Origin of the sequence: Aquibium pacificum, from assembly GCF_040839445.1 — a bacterium.
GTDB classification, from domain to species: Bacteria; Pseudomonadota; Alphaproteobacteria; order Rhizobiales; family Rhizobiaceae; genus Aquibium; species Aquibium pacificus.
Genome location: NZ_JBDPGJ010000004.1, coordinates 403,334 through 419,864 on the forward strand (window position 1 = coordinate 403,334; position 16,531 = coordinate 419,864).

General features: G+C 66.2%; 16 protein-coding genes. 1 reads left to right on the forward strand and 15 read right to left on the reverse strand.

Annotated features, from left to right (window positions below):
- The first annotated feature begins 227 nt into the window (after nucleotides 1–227).
- A complete protein-coding gene (gene mbfA, locus ABGN05_RS18460) occupies nucleotides 228–1,211 on the forward strand; it encodes an iron exporter MbfA (RefSeq protein ID WP_367955511.1) in 984 nt (327 codons plus the stop codon).
- A 117-nt stretch (nucleotides 1,212–1,328) separates the two neighbouring features.
- Here mbfA and ABGN05_RS18465 read toward each other — a convergent pair whose 3' ends face one another.
- The 15 genes from ABGN05_RS18465 to uxaC form a co-directional block, all read right to left on the reverse strand.
- Nucleotides 1,329–1,835, reverse strand: coding sequence for a YciE/YciF ferroxidase family protein (locus ABGN05_RS18465; protein WP_367955512.1), 507 nt, complete (start codon nucleotides 1,833–1,835; stop codon nucleotides 1,329–1,331).
- Nucleotides 1,836–2,002: 167 nt separating this feature from the next.
- Nucleotides 2,003–2,779 carry an ABC transporter ATP-binding protein gene (locus ABGN05_RS18470; RefSeq protein ID WP_367955513.1) on the reverse strand — a complete coding sequence of 259 codons (777 nt, stop codon included), beginning with the start codon at nucleotides 2,777–2,779 and terminating at the stop codon, nucleotides 2,003–2,005.
- Nucleotides 2,776–3,549, reverse strand: coding sequence for an ABC transporter permease (locus tag ABGN05_RS18475; RefSeq protein WP_367955882.1), 774 nt, complete (start codon nucleotides 3,547–3,549; stop codon nucleotides 2,776–2,778). Before ABGN05_RS18475 ends, ABGN05_RS18470 begins: the two co-directional genes overlap by 4 nt.
- Before the next feature lie 183 nt (nucleotides 3,550–3,732).
- Nucleotides 3,733–4,638, reverse strand: coding sequence for an ABC transporter substrate-binding protein (locus ABGN05_RS18480; RefSeq protein WP_373695957.1), 906 nt, complete (start codon nucleotides 4,636–4,638; stop codon nucleotides 3,733–3,735).
- Nucleotides 4,639–4,828: 190 nt separating this feature from the next.
- The gene (locus ABGN05_RS18485) at nucleotides 4,829–6,439 is read right to left on the reverse strand and encodes a glycoside hydrolase family 43 protein (protein ID WP_367955515.1); all 1,611 of its coding nucleotides are present in this window, start codon (nucleotides 6,437–6,439) and stop codon (nucleotides 4,829–4,831) included.
- 172 nt (nucleotides 6,440–6,611) lie between these two features.
- Nucleotides 6,612–7,670: an L-glyceraldehyde 3-phosphate reductase gene (gene mgrA / locus ABGN05_RS18490; RefSeq protein ID WP_367955516.1), complete on the reverse strand. Its 1,059-nt coding sequence runs from the start codon at nucleotides 7,668–7,670 to the stop codon at nucleotides 6,612–6,614.
- A 34-nt stretch (nucleotides 7,671–7,704) separates the two neighbouring features.
- Entirely contained in the window at nucleotides 7,705–9,123 is a 1,419-nt protein-coding gene (gnd, locus tag ABGN05_RS18495) for an NADP-dependent phosphogluconate dehydrogenase (protein WP_367955517.1), read from the reverse strand.
- 116 nt (nucleotides 9,124–9,239) lie between these two features.
- Complete coding sequence (locus tag ABGN05_RS18500; RefSeq protein WP_367955518.1) at nucleotides 9,240–9,581, reverse strand: cupin domain-containing protein; 342 nt, start codon at nucleotides 9,579–9,581, stop codon at nucleotides 9,240–9,242.
- A gap of 12 nt (nucleotides 9,582–9,593) precedes the next feature.
- Nucleotides 9,594–10,316 (reverse strand): 2-dehydro-3-deoxy-D-gluconate 5-dehydrogenase KduD, encoded by a 723-nt coding sequence (gene kduD / locus ABGN05_RS18505; protein WP_373695958.1) that lies wholly within the window; start codon nucleotides 10,314–10,316, stop codon nucleotides 9,594–9,596.
- A 32-nt stretch (nucleotides 10,317–10,348) separates the two neighbouring features.
- Nucleotides 10,349–11,206, reverse strand: a complete 858-nt coding sequence (gene kduI / locus ABGN05_RS18510; protein ID WP_367955520.1) for a 5-dehydro-4-deoxy-D-glucuronate isomerase — start codon at nucleotides 11,204–11,206, stop codon at nucleotides 10,349–10,351.
- Between the two features lie 36 nt (nucleotides 11,207–11,242).
- Nucleotides 11,243–12,013 carry a FadR/GntR family transcriptional regulator gene (locus ABGN05_RS18515; RefSeq protein ID WP_367955521.1) on the reverse strand — a complete coding sequence of 257 codons (771 nt, stop codon included), beginning with the start codon at nucleotides 12,011–12,013 and terminating at the stop codon, nucleotides 11,243–11,245.
- Nucleotides 12,014–12,020: 7 nt separating this feature from the next.
- A complete protein-coding gene (locus ABGN05_RS18520) occupies nucleotides 12,021–13,301 on the reverse strand; it encodes a TRAP transporter large permease (protein WP_367955522.1) in 1,281 nt (426 codons plus the stop codon).
- A 3-nt stretch (nucleotides 13,302–13,304) separates the two neighbouring features.
- Complete coding sequence (locus ABGN05_RS18525) at nucleotides 13,305–13,889, reverse strand: TRAP transporter small permease (RefSeq protein ID WP_373695947.1); 585 nt, start codon at nucleotides 13,887–13,889, stop codon at nucleotides 13,305–13,307.
- Between the two features lie 61 nt (nucleotides 13,890–13,950).
- Nucleotides 13,951–14,928 carry a TRAP transporter substrate-binding protein gene (locus tag ABGN05_RS18530; protein ID WP_367955523.1) on the reverse strand — a complete coding sequence of 326 codons (978 nt, stop codon included), beginning with the start codon at nucleotides 14,926–14,928 and terminating at the stop codon, nucleotides 13,951–13,953.
- A 28-nt stretch (nucleotides 14,929–14,956) separates the two neighbouring features.
- Entirely contained in the window at nucleotides 14,957–16,366 is a 1,410-nt protein-coding gene (gene uxaC / locus ABGN05_RS18535) for a glucuronate isomerase (RefSeq protein WP_367955524.1), read from the reverse strand.
- Between the last annotated feature and the right edge of the window lie 165 nt (nucleotides 16,367–16,531).

A 16,531-nucleotide genomic window follows, 5' to 3' on the forward strand; every position in this document is an offset into this window, starting at 1 on the left:
GACTTTGCCCGGCGCGCCGCGGCGAACCCGCTCGCCCGTCCTGTCAAGGTCGCTGATCTTGAGGACAATCTCGCGGCGTCGCGGAATGCGGGCAAGGATGGCGCCAAGTACCGCGACGCACTGGCACTCCTGCGCCGCGAATCCGCGGAGAGGTCCTCCCTCTCGCATTGACCCGCCCGCCTCGGTCTCCTAGTTTAGAAGCATTCTAAGATAAGAGGCGCCAAGTCATGCTTTCGCGCGTTTTCGGCTTCGGCCGCCGCTCCTTCGATTCCCTCTCGGAGCAGGAGGTGCTGGCGCTGGCGATCTCGTCGGAGGAGGACGACGGGCGCATCTACCGGGCCTATGCCGACGGCCTGCGCGACGAGTTCCCGCAATCGGCGAAGGTGTTCGATGGCATGGCCGAGGAAGAGGAACAGCACCGTTCCGCCCTCATCGACCTACACCGGGCCCGATTCGGCGAACGCATCCCCCTGATCCGCAGGGAGCACGTGCGCGGCTTTTACGAGCGCAAGCCCGATTGGCTGGTCCGTCCGCTGGGGCTGGAGAAGGTGCTTGCGCAGGGCGAGGAGATGGAACGGCAGGCCGAGCGGTTCTATCGCGAGGCCGCCAGCCGCACATCGGATGCGTCGACGCGCAAGCTGCTGGGCGATCTGGCCGCCGCCGAGGGCCGCCACGGGAAGACGGCGCAGCGCCTGGAGCGGGAGCACCTGCCCGAGGATACGCGAACTCAGGAACTGAAGTCGGAGAGGCGGCAGTTCATCCTCACTTATGTCCAGCCGGGCCTCGCCGGGCTGATGGACGGTTCGGTCTCCACGCTTGCGCCGATCTTTGCCGCCGCCTTCGCGACGGGCGACACGTGGCAGACCTTCCTGGTCGGCCTCTCTGCATCGGTGGGCGCGGGCATCTCGATGGGGTTTACGGAAGCCGCCCATGACGACGGCAAGCTCTCGGGGAGGGGTTCGCCCGTCAAGCGCGGTCTGGCCTCCGGCATCATGACGGCGGTCGGGGGACTGGGCCACGCGCTTCCCTATCTCATCCCGCAGTTCTGGACGGCGACGACGGTCGCGATCGTGGTGGTCTTTCTGGAACTCTGGGCGATCGCCTTCATCCAGAACCGGTATATGGACACGCCGTTCCTGCGTGCGACGTTCCAGGTGGTGCTCGGCGGCGCGCTGGTGTTCGCGGCTGGCGTCCTGATCGGCAGTGCGTGATCCGGGAGGAATGAAAAAAAGTGCGGGCAGGGCCCGCTAGAGGAAGGTGCGAGCGGAGCCGCTTGCGGCCAGCTTCGCTCGCACCCTTCACCGCTCTGGGAGCGGCTAGCCTGGCTGCTATTCTGCAGCCTTGAGGTTGATGCGCATTTCGGCGAGGTTCGTGAGCTTCTCGTCCGTCTTCTTTTCCTCGGCCAGCGTCTGCTGGAGAACCGAAGCGCAATCATTGCGGCCCAACTGGCGCGCCCAGGCGATCATCGTCCCGTAGCGCGTGATTTCGTAGTGCTCCACCGCCTGTGCGGCAGCGATCAGTGCTGCGTCGAGAACGTCCTTGTCCTCGACCTCGCCGGCGACCTCGTTGGTCTCCTTGATGATGCCGTCGATCGCCGGACAATCCACCGCCTTGGGCTCCTTGCCGTGCATCTTGAACACACGCTCGAGACGTTCGACGTGGACCTCGGTCTCGGCGAGATGCTGCTTGAAGCCGCTCTTCAACTCGCTGCTGGTCGCCTTCTCGATCATCTTCGGCAGCGCCTTGAGAATCTGCTTTTCGGCATAGTAGGTGTCCTGCAGCTGGTGCACGAACAGGTCATCCATCGTCTTGATGTCTTTGGTGAAAAGTCCCATGGGATTTTCTCCTCGTTGGTTTGACTGGAAATCGTCGACGGCTCGGAGCCGCGTTCCAGTCGAACGAACGGATGGCGCGCTTGTTCCGGCGGTGCGATTGCCGGAACTCACGAATTGATGCGAAGCGTCGCATTGTGCGAAATAGACCTCGCTGGCTCGCGGGAGGTCTACGCCGCCTTCTTGGCTTCCTCGCGGATCTCTTCCGTCAGCCGCATCTTGAGATCGAGGAAATCCGGCTCAGCTTTCATCCTGTAGTGGCGCGGATGGGGAAGATCGATCGGCACGTCCGCCTTCACGCGGCCTGGCCTAGCCGTCATCACCAGGCAGCGGCTGCCGAGGAAGATCGCTTCCTCGATGTCGTGGGTGACGAACAGCACCGTCTTGCGGTCGGCCTCCCAGATCTGCAGCAGCAGTTCCTGCATCAGCCCGCGCGTCTGGTTGTCGAGCGCCCCGAACGGCTCGTCGAGCAGGAGGATCGCCGGGTCGTTGGCGAGCGCCCTGGCAATTGCCACGCGCTGCTGCATGCCGCCCGAAAGCTGCTTCGGCCAGTGCCGCTCGAAACCCTTCAGGCCGACCTTTGCCACATAGAACGCGACGATCTCGGTGCGCCGCGCCTTGGCCATGCCCTTCTCGCGCAGGCCGAACTCGATGTTCTCCTCCACCGTCAGCCAGGGAAACAGCGTATACGACTGGAACACCATGCCACGGTCTGCGCCCGGACCGGTGACCGCGCGCCCGCGCACCGAGACGGTCCCCGACGAGGGCTCGTCCAGCCCGGCGACGATCCTGAGCAAGGTCGACTTCCCGCAGCCGGATGGCCCGAGGATCGTGACGAAGTCGTTTTCCGCAATCGTCGTCGTGATCGGCGTCAGCGCCACCGTCGGCTTCCCGCCGCGCACGCCCGGAAATGTCCGGGATACCGCATCGATGGCGACGGCGGTCATGCCAGGCTCCAGGGGAAGAGGCGTCGGTTCGCCTCCTTGAACAGGAAATCCGAGACCAGCCCGATGACTCCGATGACGATGATCCCGAAGATGATCTGCCCCGTGTTCAGCAGCGCCTGGCTGTCGACGATCATGTGGCCGATGCCCGACGAGGAGCCGATCAGTTCCGCCACGATCACGTAGGTCCAGGCCCAGCCGAGCACGAGGCGGAGGATCTCGGCGATCTGCGGCGCCGAGGCCGGGATGAGCACGCGCCGCACGATGCCTCCGTCGGAGGCGCCGAGCGTATAAGCTGCCTCCACGAGGTCGCGCCGCGTCTGGCCGACGGTGACGGCGACCATCAGGATGATCTGGAACACAGCGCCGATGAAGATGACCAGCAGCTTCTGCGTCTCGCCGATCCCGGCCCACAGGATCAGCAGCGGGATGAAGGCGGATGCCGGAAGGTAGCGGGCGAAGGAGACGAAAGGTTCGAAGAAGGCCTCTACCGCCTTCCACGCGCCCATGGCGATGCCGAGCGGCACGGCGATGACGGCCGCCAGCACGAAGCCGCCGCAGACGCGCCAGACGGTCATGCCGATGTCGTAGGAGAAATTGTACTCCGTCATCAGGCTCCAGCCTTCGCGCACCATGCGCGCCGGGCTGGCGAGAAAGATCGGCGAGACGAAGCCGCCGAAGGTGGCGAGCGACCAGCCCGCGACGAAGAGCACGAAGAAGGCGATGCCGAGCCCGATGCGCGCGGGCGTCGCGACCGGCCGCAACGGACGCAGGTAAACGGGGCGTGCCGCCCGCCGTGCGCGGACCGTACTGGCCGCCGCGTCGGCGCTCGTGCGTGAGAATGTCGGCTGCTGCGTCATCCGTCCTGCCGGCAGGTCTGCATGCGGCTGGACCTCATCCGGCGAGGCGGATGAGGTCCTTGGGCTGCGTTGTTGCTGTGGTCCTGGCGGAAGCGCCTATTCCATCCAGCTCGTGTCGATGAGCGTCTCGGTCGCCGGGATTTCCTTGACCGAGCCGATCTTCTTCAGGAGCGGACCCGCCTTGGCATAGAACTCCTCGATGCCGCCCGACATGAAGGCTTTGTTGGCCTCCCGGTCCTGCCATTCGAGATAGCCTGCCGACTTGCCGAAATCCTCGCCGCTCTGCTTCACGTCGGCGCCCATGATCTCGTAGGCCTTGGCCTGATCGCTCTCGATCATGTCGAGCGCGTCGTAGTAGCTGGCGGCCAGCGCCTTTACTGCCTCCGGGTTCTCCGCGATGAACTCCGGCGTGCAGCCGAACGTGTCCATGACGATCGGATAGTCGAGCGTGGTGGCGATGATCTTTCCGGCGTCCGGATTGTCGCGGACCGTCGACAGATAGGGTTCGTAGGTCATGGCGGCGTCGTTCTGCCCGGCGACGAAGGCCTGTGCGGCCGCCGATGGCTCGAGGTTCACGACCGTGACGTCGTCGAGCGACAGGCCGTTCTCGTTGAGCATCCAGGCCAGCACGAAATAGGGCGAGGTACCCGGTGCGGACGCCGCCACCGTCTTGCCCTTCAGGTCGGCAATGGAGGCGATGTCGTTTCGAACCGCCATGCCATCGGCGCCGTGCGACATGTCGAGCTGGAAGAGCTGCTTGATCGGCACGCCGGCGGCGTTCCAGATCATGAAGGTTTCCACCGTGGTCGCAGCGCACTGGATGTCCCCCGAGGCGATGGCGAGGTGGCGGTCCTTCTGCGGGATCTTCTTGATCTCGACGGAAAGGCCGTTCTTTTCGAAGATGCCGGCCTCCTTGGCGAGCGTCAGCGGCGCAAAGCCCGTCCAGCCGCTCATCCCGATGGCGACTTCGGTGTTCTGCGCCTGCGCGGCATTGAAAGCCATCGAGGCGAGGGCGGCCGCTAGGATCGTCGTCTTTTTCATGTTCCACTCCGAAATTCCGGCTCGATTGAGCCTCCCGAGCCTTGAACGCAGCACAGGGGTAGAGGCCTGTCAATCGCGTTGCGGCCAACGAACTGCACAGTGGTTGGCACTGCTCACGGGATGTGCAGTCCTCTCGCCGATGACGCCGCGATCAGCAAGGTCTGTAGACAAAATGGTCGAAGTCGGCAGCCTTGCCCCGGCCGCTCGTGTCGAATGCGGCCATGCCGACGAAGGCGCCGGTGAAGGAACCATGCTCGCCGCGACCCGCCTCGTCCGAGATGAGGCTGGCGTCGAGCACCGGGCCGACAGTCTGCCACGCGCCGTCGCCGATGCGCCAGCGGAACCGCAGCTCCGCCCCGCGCACCTCCGCCGCGAGCCCGATCTCGCCTTCCTCGCCGATCGGAAGCGGCTGGTCCAGACCGAAGCTGAGCCGCCCGTTCTCCCAGTCGCCGAGGCAGGACATGATCTGCAGCACGCGTCCCTGTCCGGGCTGCCAAGTCACGGCGAGGAAATGAAACTTGTGCCGGTTGTAGTAGTGCACCAGCCCTGCCGCCTGCTGGTAGGTCTCGGGCGCGAAAGAGACGATGGTCTCCGCGTCGAAGTCGAAATGCTCCTGCCGGCGCGCCACCAGCGCCTGTTCGAACCAGCTCCCGATGGATTCGCGCCCGAAGAGGCGAAGGCTCCCGGGATTGTCCGTCAACGAGAAGATGCGTTGCGGGACCGGCGTGCGCAGCCACTGGAAGTCGAGCTGCAGGTCGGGACCGTCGAAGTCGTGGCGCACCTCTTCGGGTGCGGCCGGTTCCCCCGCGCCCGCCGGCGCCTCCACCTCAACGCTCGGAACCGGACCGCCATCGGCGAGCCTCAGCCAGCCATCGTCGCCCCACACGCATTTCTGGATCGCGGTCTCGCGCCCGAGCGGCGAGCGCCGGATGCCGCGCAGGGGACGCGAGCACAGGTGCGTGTGATAGACCCCGCCCTCCGGCGTCTCGACGATCTGTCCGTGCCCGGCGCGCTGCAACGGCGCATCGGGCGCGTCCTTCGAGGTGATGACGTGGATGTCCGGGTGCAGTTCGTACGGGCCATCGATCGACCGGGAACGCGCCATGGTGACGGCATGCCCGTATCCCGTGCCGCCCTCGGCCGTCGTGAGATAGTACCAGCCGTCCCTCTTGTAGAGATGCGGCCCCTCGACCAGCCCGTGCGCGCTTCCGGCGAAGATGTTCTTCACCGGCCCGACCAGCTTCCCGGCTTTGGCGTCGTACTCCTGCATCAGGATCCCGTCGAAGGACGGATGCTTGGGATTGCCGCCGACGCCGGTCGAAACGTGGTTCCACTGCATGTTGAGGAACCACTTCCGCCCGTCGTCGTCGTGGAACAGGGTCGGGTCGAAGCCGCTCGAATTGACGTAGACAGGGTCCGACCACGGCCCCTCGTTCGACGGCGCGGTGACGATGTAGTTGTGCGCGTCCTTGAAGTTGCCCTCGAGCCGCTTCACGTCGGTATAGACCAGCCAGAACAGCCCGTCGGCGTGGCTCAGGCACGGCGCCCAGATACCGCCGGAATCGGGATTGCCGCGCATGTCGAGCTGGCTCGCCCGATCCAGCGGACGCTTCACCAGCCGCCAGTTCACCAGGTCCGTCGAATGGTGGATCTGCACGCCCGGATACCATTCGAAGGTCGAGGTGGCGACGTAGTAGTCGCCTCCGACGCGGCAGATGGAGGGGTCCGGGTTGAAACCCGGCAGGATCGGGTTACGGATCATGGGGCTGGTTCCTCCTCCGGCATTTTCGTTTCATGGCACCCGCGTGGCGGGTCGCACCTGTATCGTTACAGAATCCGCCCGCGGAATGGTAGGCAGGGGTACAAGGGCGGCGCTTTGCCGGACGCGGCGGGGGCTTCTCCCCAGCCCTGCCTGCTCCGCCTCGCCCCGGCCGCTAGCGCGACGGACCCTTGCGCTCCGCCGAGGCCGCCCAAAGGTTGATGTCGCCCTCGCGTGCGTACCGGTCGATCTCGGCCAGTTCCGCCTCGGAGAAATCCTGGTTCTTCAACGCCCCGACGCTGTCTTCCACCTGTTCGGGCCGGCTGGCGCCGATCAGGGCGGTTGTCACCCGGGCTCCCGAGCGCTGGGCGCGCACTACCCAGGCGATCGCCATCTGGGCCAGCGTCTGTCCGCGCCGCCCGGCGATGTCGTTCAGGGCGCGGATGTTCTCCAGCGTGCGCTCGTTGAGGAAGGCCTGGCGCAGCGATTTGCCCTGCGCGGCGCGGCTGTCCTGGGGGATGCCCTTCAGGTATTTCGACGTCAGCATGCCCTGCGCCAGCGGCGAGAAGACGATCGAGCCGATGCCGAGGTCTTCCAGCGTGTCGAGGAGCCCGTCCTCCTCGACCCAGCGGTTGATCATGGAATAGCTCGGCTGGTGGATGAGGCAGGGCGTGCCGAGATCCTTCAGGATCGCGACGGCCTCGCGCGTACGCTGCGAATTATAGGAGGAGATGCCGACATAGAGCGCCTTGCCGGACCGCACGGCCTGGTCGAGCGCGCCCATGGTCTCCTCCAGCGGCGTGTCGGGGTCGAAGCGGTGCGAATAGAAGATATCGACGTAGTCGAGCCCGAGCCGCCTCAGGCTCTGGTCGAGCGAGGAGAGGAGGTACTTGCGGCTGCCCCATTCGCCGTAGGGGCCTGGCCACATGCCGTAGCCGGCCTTGGTCGAGACGACCAGTTCGTCGCGGTATCCGGCGAAATCCGTGCGCAGGATCTCCCCGAATGCGGTCTCGGCCGAGCCGGGCGGCGGGCCGTAATTGTTGGCGAGGTCGAAATGGGTGATACCGAGGTCGAAGGCCTTGCGGCAGATGGCGCGCTTGGTCTCGTGCGGCGTGTCGCCGCCGAAATTGTGCCACAGCCCCAGCGACAGCGCCGGCAGCTTCAGCCCCGAGCGGCCGCAGCGGTTGTATTTCATCGTCTCGTAGCGGTTGTCCGCGGGCGTCCAGCGAGCCATCCGTTCCTCCCTTTTCCTGCAATCCGGCGGAGCGTCAGCCGCCGCCGCCCCACGGCCCATGGTGATGGCCCTCGGCGTCGATCCTCTCGAAGCCGTGCGCGCCGAAGAAGTCGCGCTGCGCCTGCACGAGGTTGGCCGAGCCGCGCGCCTGGCGATATGTGTCGAAATAGGCGAGCGCGGAAGAGAGTGCAGGCGCGGGGATGCCGGCCTCGGCGCAGCGCGCCACGGTGCGCCGCAATGCCGGTACCGCCTCCTTCATCAGGTCCACGAAGCGCGGCGCTGTCAGGAGGTTGGTCACCGGCCCGTCCTCGAAGGCCTCGGCGATCGTGTCGAGGAACTGCGAGCGGATGATGCAGCCGGCCCGCCAGATCCGAGCGATGGTGGCCATCGGCAGGCCCCATGCGAACTCCTTGGAGGCCGCTTCCATCACGGCGAAGCCCTGCGCGTAGGCGGCTATCTTGCCGGCGAAGAGTGCGGCCTCGAGATCATCGACAACCTCCCGCGCCTGCTCCTTGCCGAACCGCACCGGCCCGTCTTGATAGATGGCTTCCGCCGCCTCGCGCTCGGCCTTCAGCGCCGAGAGGCTGCGCGCTGCCACCGCCGCCTCGATGGCCGTGGCCGGCACGCCCATCATCTGCGCCTCGATGACCGACCAGCGACCCGTGCCTTTTTGCCCCGCCCGGTCGAGGATCACGTCGACCACCGGCGCGCCGGTGGCCGGATCGGTCGCGGCAAGCACTTTTGCGGTGATCTCGATCAGGTAGGAGTCCAGCTTGCCCTCGTTCCATGTCTCGAAGAGCCGGGCCATTTCGACGCTGCCGAGGCCGACGCCATCGCGCAGGATGCCGTAGATCTCGGCGATCATCTGCATGTCGGCATATTCGATGCCGTTGTGGATCGTCTTGACGAAATGCCCGGCGCCGTCCGATCCGAGCCAGGCGACGCAAGGCTCGTCCTTGTACTTCGCCGAGATCGCCGTGAGCACGTCGCGCACCCTCAGCCACGAGGACTGCGCCCCGCCGACCATGATCGAGGGACCGTGCCGCGCGCCTTCCTCGCCGCCCGAGACACCCATGCCGATGAAGGTCAGCCCCGAGCCGTCCAGTTCGCGGAACCGCCGCATGGTGTCGCGGAAATTGGCGTTGCCGGCGTCGATCATGATGTCGTCGGCCGAGAGCAGAGGCCGCAGCGCCGCGATCTGCTCGTCCACCGGCGCGCCGGCCTGCACCATGATGATGATCGGCCGCGGCCGGCGGATCGAGGCGACGAGTTCCTCCAGCGTCTCGCAGGGCACGATGCGGTCGGCCAGATCGCCCGCGCCTGCGGCAAAATCCTGCGTCTTGCTCCCGGTACGGTTCCAGACCGCGATCCGGTACCCGTTCTCGGCGATGTTGAGCGCCAGGTTCGAGCCCATCACGCCGAGCCCGATCAATCCGATTTCCGCTTCCTGCATGTACCGATATCCGAATTGGTGCCAGCGGCCGAACGACCGGGACGGGTGAGGCCTGCGCGGATGATGGACGCCACCGGCGCAATCCGTCAATGCCGGCCTTGCACGCGCGTTCTCCGTCAGGCGTTCAGGAAATCCTGCCGTGCCGGGGTGAAGGAATCCACCAGAAGACCGGGCTCCAGCGCCCGCACGCCGTGGACCGCGTTCGACGGCACGATGAAACTCTGGCCCGCCGACAGGATCTCGGTCGTCCCCGAGATCGTCACCTCGAACGAGCCTTCCGCGACATAGGAGGCCTGCACGTGCGGATGCGAATGCAGCTTGCCGACCGCGTCCTTCTCGAAGGAAAACTCGACGACCATCAGGTCCTCGTTGTGGGCGAGGATGCGCCGCCTGACGCCAGGGTCGGTCGGAATCCAGTCGCCGTCGGTCGGGCGGACGAAGAGCGGGTTCTCGGCCATTGCATTTCCTCCTCAGCGCGCCAGCCAGCCGCCGTCGACCGGTATGACCGCGCCGTGCACGTAGGTCGCGGCATCGCTCGCCAGAAACACCGCCGTGCCGCCGATGTCGGAGGGCTGGCCCCAACGACCCGCCGGGATCCGTTTCAGGATATCCTCGCGCCGCACCGGGTCGTTGCGCAGCGCCTCGGTGTTGTTGGTCTCGATGTAGCCCGGCGCGATGGCGTTGACGTTGATGCCCTTGGCCGCCCATTCGTTGGCGAGGAGCCGCGTCAGGCCGGCAAGGCCGCTCTTCGAGGCCGTGTAGGAGGCGACGCGGATGCCGCCCTGGAAGGAGAGCAGCGAGGCGACGTTGACGATGCGGCCCGCCCTTTCGTCCGCGAATACTTTTCGCGCAAAGGCCCGGCAGAGCAGGAAGACCGACTTGAGGTTGACGTCCATCACCGCGTCCCAGTCGGCCTCGGCAAAGTCCACCGCGTCGGCGCGGCGGATGATGCCGGCATTGTTGACGAGGATGTCGATCGGCCCGTACTCGTCCCATGCCTTGTCGAACATCGCGGCGACAGAGCCGGTCTCGCCGAGATCGGCGCGGACCTCCCTCATCGTCCCACCCGCGCCCTCGATCGCGGCGCGAGTCTCGTCCATCGGCGAGCGGCCGACGGCGAGCACCTCCGCGCCGGCCTGCGCCAGCGACACCGCGATGCCCTGGCCGATACCGGTGTTGGCGCCGGTCACCATGGCCCTGCGGCCGGTCAGGTCGAAGGGGTTCTTCACCGCAGGTCTTCCATCGCGACCGGGTCGACGTCGGTATAATCGACATTGTCGCCGGCCATGGCCCAGATGAAGGCGTAGTTGGAGGTGCCGGCGCCCGAGTGGATCGACCAGCCAGGCGACAGGATCGCCTCCTCGTTGCGCATCACGAGGTGCCGCGTCTCGTCCGGCTCGCCCATGAAGTGGAAGACGCGCGCCTTCTCGTCGAGGTCGAAATAGAGATAGGCCTCCGAACGCCGGTCGTGCACGTGACAGGGCATCGTGTTCCACACCGAGCCGGTGGCGAGCTGCGTCATGCCGACGACGAGCTGGCAGGTCTTTGCACCTTCCGGATGAACGAACTGGAAGATCGAGCGCTCGTTGGAGGTCTCGCGGCTGCCGAGATCGAGGCGTTTGGCGTCGCCGATCTGGATCAGCCGCGTCGGATGCGTCTGGTGCGCCGGCGCGCTCAACAGATAGAACTTCGCGGGCTCCGAAGCGTCGTTCGATGCGAAGACGACCTCCTTCGCCCCCATGCCGGCATAGAGCATGTCGCGCGGCGAAAGCGCGAACTCCTTCCCGTCCACGGTCACGGTTCCCGCGCCGCCGACGTTGACCACGATCAGTTCGCGCCGGTCGAGAAAGGCTTTGGTGCCGGTCGGCTTGACCGCCTCCAGCGCGAGCGGCCCGCCCTCCGGCACGGCGCCGCCGACGATCAGGCGGTCGTAGTGCGCATAGGTCAGCGACACCAGCCCGGGCTGGAAGAGATTGCCGATGTGGAAATTGTGCCGGAGTTCGTCCGTCCCCATGGCGGCCGCGGCCGCCGGATCGATCGCGAAGCGGGATGAATACTCGGTGTGGCGCAGCTTTTCTTCCATACTCTCACTCGTGCTGAAACTGTCTGTGTAACGAAACTATCCGGCTGTCTCGCCGGGTGCCGTCTCGGCGGGATCGAACCCTGCCAGGCGGTCGCGATAGCGTTGCTGGCTGGCGGACAGATGCGAGCGCATGGCATCGCGCGCGCCCTGCGCGTCTCCAGCCGAGATCGCCTTGATGATCTTCCAGTGCTCGCGCTGCAAACCCACCTGATACTCGACCGTCAGCACGCTCTCCGTGCCCCAGGGCGAGGCCACGTCGCAAGGGATGGTGCGGCTGCCGAGCGCGTCGAGAACCTCGACGTAGAAGGGGTTGTTGGTCGCCGCCGCGATGGCGCGGTGGATGGCGAAATCGGACTTGCCGGTCGCCTGCCGGGAGGCGAGCAGCCGGTCGAAGTCCGTATAGGCCTCGTAGATCCGCGCCTCCTGTGCGCTGTTGCGCCGCTGGGCGGCGAGACCGGCGGACTCGATCTCCACGCCCATGCGCACTTCGAGCACGTTGAGCGCGTGGCTGATCTTGTTGCCGAGTTCGGCGCTGATGGCGCTGAAGGCGCTCGTCGGCTGTTCCACCACGAACACGCCGGCCCCTTGCCGCGGCTCCACCAGCCCGTCGGCCGCGAGGGCCGCGATCGCCTCGCGCACGACCGTGCGGCTGACCCCGAACGTTTCCGTCAGGCGGCTCTCCGTCGGCAGCTTCTGCCCGGCGACGAGCCTGCCGGACACGACCTGGGAGCGCAATTCCGCCACCAGCCGCTCGGCGAGCTTGGGCCGCCGCTCCGGTCTCGGGTCCTGGACGACGGGTTCGCTCATCGCTGCCTCACTTGAACACGCCGGGCAGCCAGAGCGACAGCGCCGGCACGTAGGTGACGAGCGCGAGCACGATGAGACCGGCGCCGTAGAACGGCCAGATCGAGCGCATGGCGCGCCAGACGCTGATCTTGCCGACCGCGCAGGCGACGAACTGCACCGCGCCCACCGGCGGCGTGTTGAGGCCGATCCCGAGGTTCAGGATCATGATCACCCCGAAATGCACCGGATCCACCCCGTAGGCCTGCGCCACCGGCAGGAAGATCGGCGTCGCGATGATGATCAGCGGCCCCATGTCCATGAAGGTCCCGAGCCCGAGCAGCAGAAGGTTCATCAGGACGAGGATGATGTAGGGGTTTTCCGACACCGCGTTCATCGCCGCGACGAGCGAGGCCGGCACCCTGAGATAGGCCATGAGCCAGGAGAAGGCCGCGGCCGTCCCGATGATCAGGAGCACCATGGCGGTGGTGCGCACCGCGCCCATGGTGGCATCGATGAAGGCTTCCCAGGTCATCTGCCTGTATACGAAGACGGTGACCAGCAGTGCATAGAGAACCGCGATGCAGGAGCTCTCCGTGGCGGTGAAGATGCCGGACCGCACGCCGCCGAAGATGATGCCGATCAGGAGCAGTCCGGGCACCGCCACCGCCGCCAGGTGCGCCACCGCCTGGAAGCCGGGGAAGGCCTCGGTCGGATAGCCGCGGCTGCGTGCCACGAAATAGGCGGTGATCATCAGCGCTCCGGCCAGCATCAGGCCCGGAATGATGCCGGCGGTGAAGAGATCGGCGATCGAGATCTTCCCGCCCGCCGAGATCGAATAGATGATCATGTTGTGCGACGGCGGCAGGAGCAGGGCGATCAGCGCCGCCATCGATGTGACGTTGACCGCGTAGTCGACGCCGTATCCGCGCGCCTTCATCTGCGGGATCATCAGGCCGCCGACGGCCGCCGCTTCCGCGACCGCCGATCCGGAAATGCCGCCGAACAGCGTCGAGGCCGCGATGTTGACCTGGCCAAGCCCGCCGCGCAGGTGGCCAACCAGCGATCCGGCGAAGGCGACGATGCGGCTTGCGATGCCGCCGCGCACCATGAGGTCGCCGGCATAGATGAAGAAGGGGATCGCAAGCAGCGAAAAGACGCTCATGCCGGAATTCAGGCGTTGGAACACGACCAGCGGCGGCAAGCCCATGTAGGCGACCGTGGCGAAGCTCGCGACGCCGAGGCAGAAGGCGATCGGCGTGCCGATCAGCATCAGCGAGACGAAGGTTCCGAAGAGGATCCACAGTTCCATCGGTCAGGCCCTCGCGTCGCGCGCGTCGCTGGCGGCGTGGAGTTCGACTTCCGCCTCGGGCGTGGCGATCTCGAGCCCTTCGTCGACCGGCGCGCCGGAGAGCCGCAGCACGATGCGTTCCAGCGCAAAGAGCGAGACCAGGATGCCGCCCCCCACCACCGGGTAGTAGTCGAAGGCGCCGGAGATGCCGAGCGAGGGCAGGATGGCATCGCTGGTGAGCAGCGCGAGTTGCATGCCGTAGAAGACCATGCCGACGCCGAAGGCGAGGATGACCACGTCCGAGATCATCCTGAGCACCTTCTTGCCGCCATGCGGCAGCACGTAGAGCAGGATGTCGAAACCGAGATGGTTGTTCTCGCGAACGCCGACTGCGGCGCCAAGGAAGATGAACCAGCTCATCAGCATCACCGCGCCCGGCTCGGTCCAGCTCGGGCTGTCGTTGAGGATGTAGCGGCAGTAGACCTGCCAAGCGACCATGGCCGTCATCAGCACGAGGCCGAACCCCGCGGTCCACAGAGCAAGGTTGCTCACGCGGCTAAGCACGCGGGCGACATGGCCCAAGGTTCCCGAAGGAAGAGTCTGCTGCATGGTTCGGCGCGCCCCGGATGTGCGGGGACGCGGCTTGCGCCGCGCCCCCGGACTGCCTGCTTTACTGGACCGCCCGGATCCGCTCGACGAGGCTCTTGAGCTTCTCGTCGGTGACGTGCTTCTCGTAGACCGGACCCATCGCGTCGATGAAGGGCTGCTTGTCCGGCGTGGTGATCGTGGAACCGGCCGCTTCGACCATCTTGCGGGATTCGACCTCGCGCGCTTCCCACAGCTCGCGCTGCTTCTGCACGGAATCCTTCGCGGCCTGTTTCACCAGCGCCTGGTCCTCGGGCGAGAGCTTGTCCCAGGAGGACTTGGCCATGACCAGCACTTCCGGAACGATCAGGTGCTCGTCGAGCGAATAATGCTTGGCGACCTCCGAATGCTTGGCGGACTCGTAGCTCGGGAAGTTGTTCTCGGCGCCGTCGATGACGCCGGTCTCGATCGAGGAATAGACCTCGCCGTAGGGCAGCGGCACCGCGTTGGCGCCGAGCGCGTTGACCATGTCGACGAAGATGTCGGACTGCATGACGCGGAACTTCATGCCCTTCAGGTCCTCGACCGAGGTGATCGGCTTCTGCGAGTTGTAGAAGGAGCGGGCGCCGCCGTCGTAGTAGGCGAGGCCGACGAGACCGTGCGGCTCGAATCCTGCCAGGATCTCCTGGCCGACGTCTCCGTCCATGACCTTGTGCATGTGGTCGGTGGAGCGGAAGATGTAGGGCAGCGACACGACGCGGGTTTCCGGAACGAGGCCGTTGAACGGTCCCATCGAGACGCGGTTCAGGTCGATGACGCCGGCTCGGGTCTGTTCGATCGTGTCCTTTTCCTCGCCGAGCTGTGCCGAGTGGTAGACCTCGACGGCGATGCGGCCGTTCGAGCGCTCTTTGAGCAGTTCGCCCATGTACTTGACCGCTTCCACGGTCGGATAGCCGTCCGGGTGTGTGTCGGACGATTTCAGAACGATATCCTGAGCGAAGGCGGCGGTCGTCAATGCCGCCGACAAGGCGAGTGCGGTGGTCAGTTTCCTCATCAGGTACATGGTGTCCTCCCTTTTTCCTGATTGGGCCTCAGAGCCGGTAGGCCTTCCTGGCCAGCCGGTATGCGAGTTCCTGCGCGAGGTCGGCGGCCTCTTCCTCGACCAGCTGTCCCGACCGGACCAGTTCGGCGAGGTAGGCGCAGTCGACCCGGCGCGCGACGTCGTGGCGCGCGGGAATGGACGGGAAGGCGCGCGTGTCGTCGTTGAAGCCGACGGTGTTGTAGAAGCCCGCCGTCTCGGTCGTCGCGGCGCGGAAGCGCTTCATGCCCTCGACACTGTCGAAGAACCACCAGGGCGGCCCGAGCCGCAGGCACGGATAGACCCCGGCGAGCGGCGCGAGTTCCCGCGAATAGACAGTCTCGTCGAGCGTGAAGAGGATGACGGTGAGGTTCGGCTCCATCCCGACCGCGTCGAGCATCGGCTTCAGCGCGTCGACATAGGAGGTGCGGCGCGGGATGTCGAAGCCCTTGTCGCGCCCGTGGCTGGCGAAGACGGCCGCCGAATGGTTGCGCCAGGAGCCGGCATGGATCTGCATGACCATGCCGTCCTCGACGCTCATCCTGGCCATCTCGGTCAGCATCTGGGCCCGGAACAGCCCGGCATCGTCGGGGCTGGCGCCGCCGCTCGCCACCCGCGTGTAGAGCGCCGCGGCCTCGGCGTCGGAAAGGTTGGCCGTGTCGGCGGTTGGATGGCCGTGGTCGGTCGCCGTCGCCCCCGCCTCCCGGAAGAAGGCGCGGCGCCTGCGGTGGGCTTCGAGATAGCCGTTCCACGCACCGGTATCGCAGTCGGTGAGGGCGCCGAGCTGGCGCAGATTGTCGGCGAAGCCCTCGAACTCGGGGTCTATGACGGCGTCGGGCCGGTACGTCGTGACGACGCGGCCCTTCCAGCCGGACTCGCGGATCTGCCGGTGCCATCGCAGCGGGTCGAGCGCGCCTTCGGTGGTGGCGATCGCCTCGATGTTGAATCGCTCGTAAAGCGCTCGCGGTCGATACGCGTCACGCGACAGGCAGTCCGCGATGCGATCGTAGTAGAGGTCTGCCGTTCCCGCGTTGAGGCGCACCTCGAGCCCGAACAGGCTTTCGAAGGTGTGGTCGAGCCACAGGCGCGTCGGCGTGCCGCGAAACACGTGGTAGTTCTCGGCGAACAGCCGCCAGATCTTGCGCCCGTCCGCCTCCGCCACGCTGCCGTCCGCGCGCGGAACGCCGAGCCGGTCGAGCCCGATGCCCTGGCTGACGAGCATGCGGAAAATGTAGTGGTCGGGAACGACGATCAGCCCGGCCGGATCGGGGAAGGGTGCGTTTTCGGCATACCAGCGGGGATCGGTATGGCCGTGCGGGCTGATGATCGGGAGATCGCGCACGCTCTCGTAGAGCTGGCGCGCGAGGTCGCGTGCTGCGGGGTCGAGCGGGAACAGCCGGTCGTCGTCGAGCAGTGCTGACACCCGTGCCTTTCCTCCCTTGGCCCGCGCTGGACCTTTCGTAGGGGACGCACCGGAAGGATGTCAATACAACTTTCCAGATTCATCATATGAATTCCAGAAGGGAGAAAAAGTGATCGGCGCTTCCGGCCAGAGCGACACCGTATGAGCGGCCACATTCGAAATCAT

Excerpts from the sequence above, each read along its gene's own strand:
- mbfA (WP_367955511.1), top strand. The coding sequence starts at position 228 with ATGCTTTCGCGCGTTTTCGGCTTCGGCCGCCGCTCCTTCGATTCCCTC.
- gnd (WP_367955517.1), bottom strand. The coding sequence starts at position 9,123 with ATGCAGGAAGCGGAAATCGGATTGATCGGGCTCGGCGTGATGGGCTCG.
- ABGN05_RS18520 (WP_367955522.1), bottom strand. The coding sequence starts at position 13,301 with ATGGAACTGTGGATCCTCTTCGGAACCTTCGTCTCGCTGATGCTGATC.
- ABGN05_RS18515 (WP_367955521.1), bottom strand. The coding sequence starts at position 12,013 with ATGAGCGAACCCGTCGTCCAGGACCCGAGACCGGAGCGGCGGCCCAAG.
- ABGN05_RS18500 (WP_367955518.1), bottom strand. The coding sequence starts at position 9,581 with ATGGCCGAGAACCCGCTCTTCGTCCGCCCGACCGACGGCGACTGGATT.
- ABGN05_RS18525 (WP_373695947.1), bottom strand. The coding sequence starts at position 13,889 with ATGCAGCAGACTCTTCCTTCGGGAACCTTGGGCCATGTCGCCCGCGTG.
- ABGN05_RS18485 (WP_367955515.1), bottom strand. The coding sequence starts at position 6,439 with ATGATCCGTAACCCGATCCTGCCGGGTTTCAACCCGGACCCCTCCATC.
- kduD (WP_373695958.1), bottom strand. The coding sequence starts at position 10,316 with ATGGTGACCGGCGCCAACACCGGTATCGGCCAGGGCATCGCGGTGTCG.
- ABGN05_RS18465 (WP_367955512.1), bottom strand. The coding sequence starts at position 1,835 with ATGGGACTTTTCACCAAAGACATCAAGACGATGGATGACCTGTTCGTG.
- ABGN05_RS18480 (WP_373695957.1), bottom strand. The coding sequence starts at position 4,638 with ATGGCTTTCAATGCCGCGCAGGCGCAGAACACCGAAGTCGCCATCGGG.
- mgrA (WP_367955516.1), bottom strand. The coding sequence starts at position 7,670 with ATGGCTCGCTGGACGCCCGCGGACAACCGCTACGAGACGATGAAATAC.
- ABGN05_RS18530 (WP_367955523.1), bottom strand. The coding sequence starts at position 14,928 with ATGTACCTGATGAGGAAACTGACCACCGCACTCGCCTTGTCGGCGGCA.
- kduI (WP_367955520.1), bottom strand. The coding sequence starts at position 11,206 with ATGGAAGAAAAGCTGCGCCACACCGAGTATTCATCCCGCTTCGCGATC.
- ABGN05_RS18470 (WP_367955513.1), bottom strand. The coding sequence starts at position 2,779 with ATGACCGCCGTCGCCATCGATGCGGTATCCCGGACATTTCCGGGCGTG.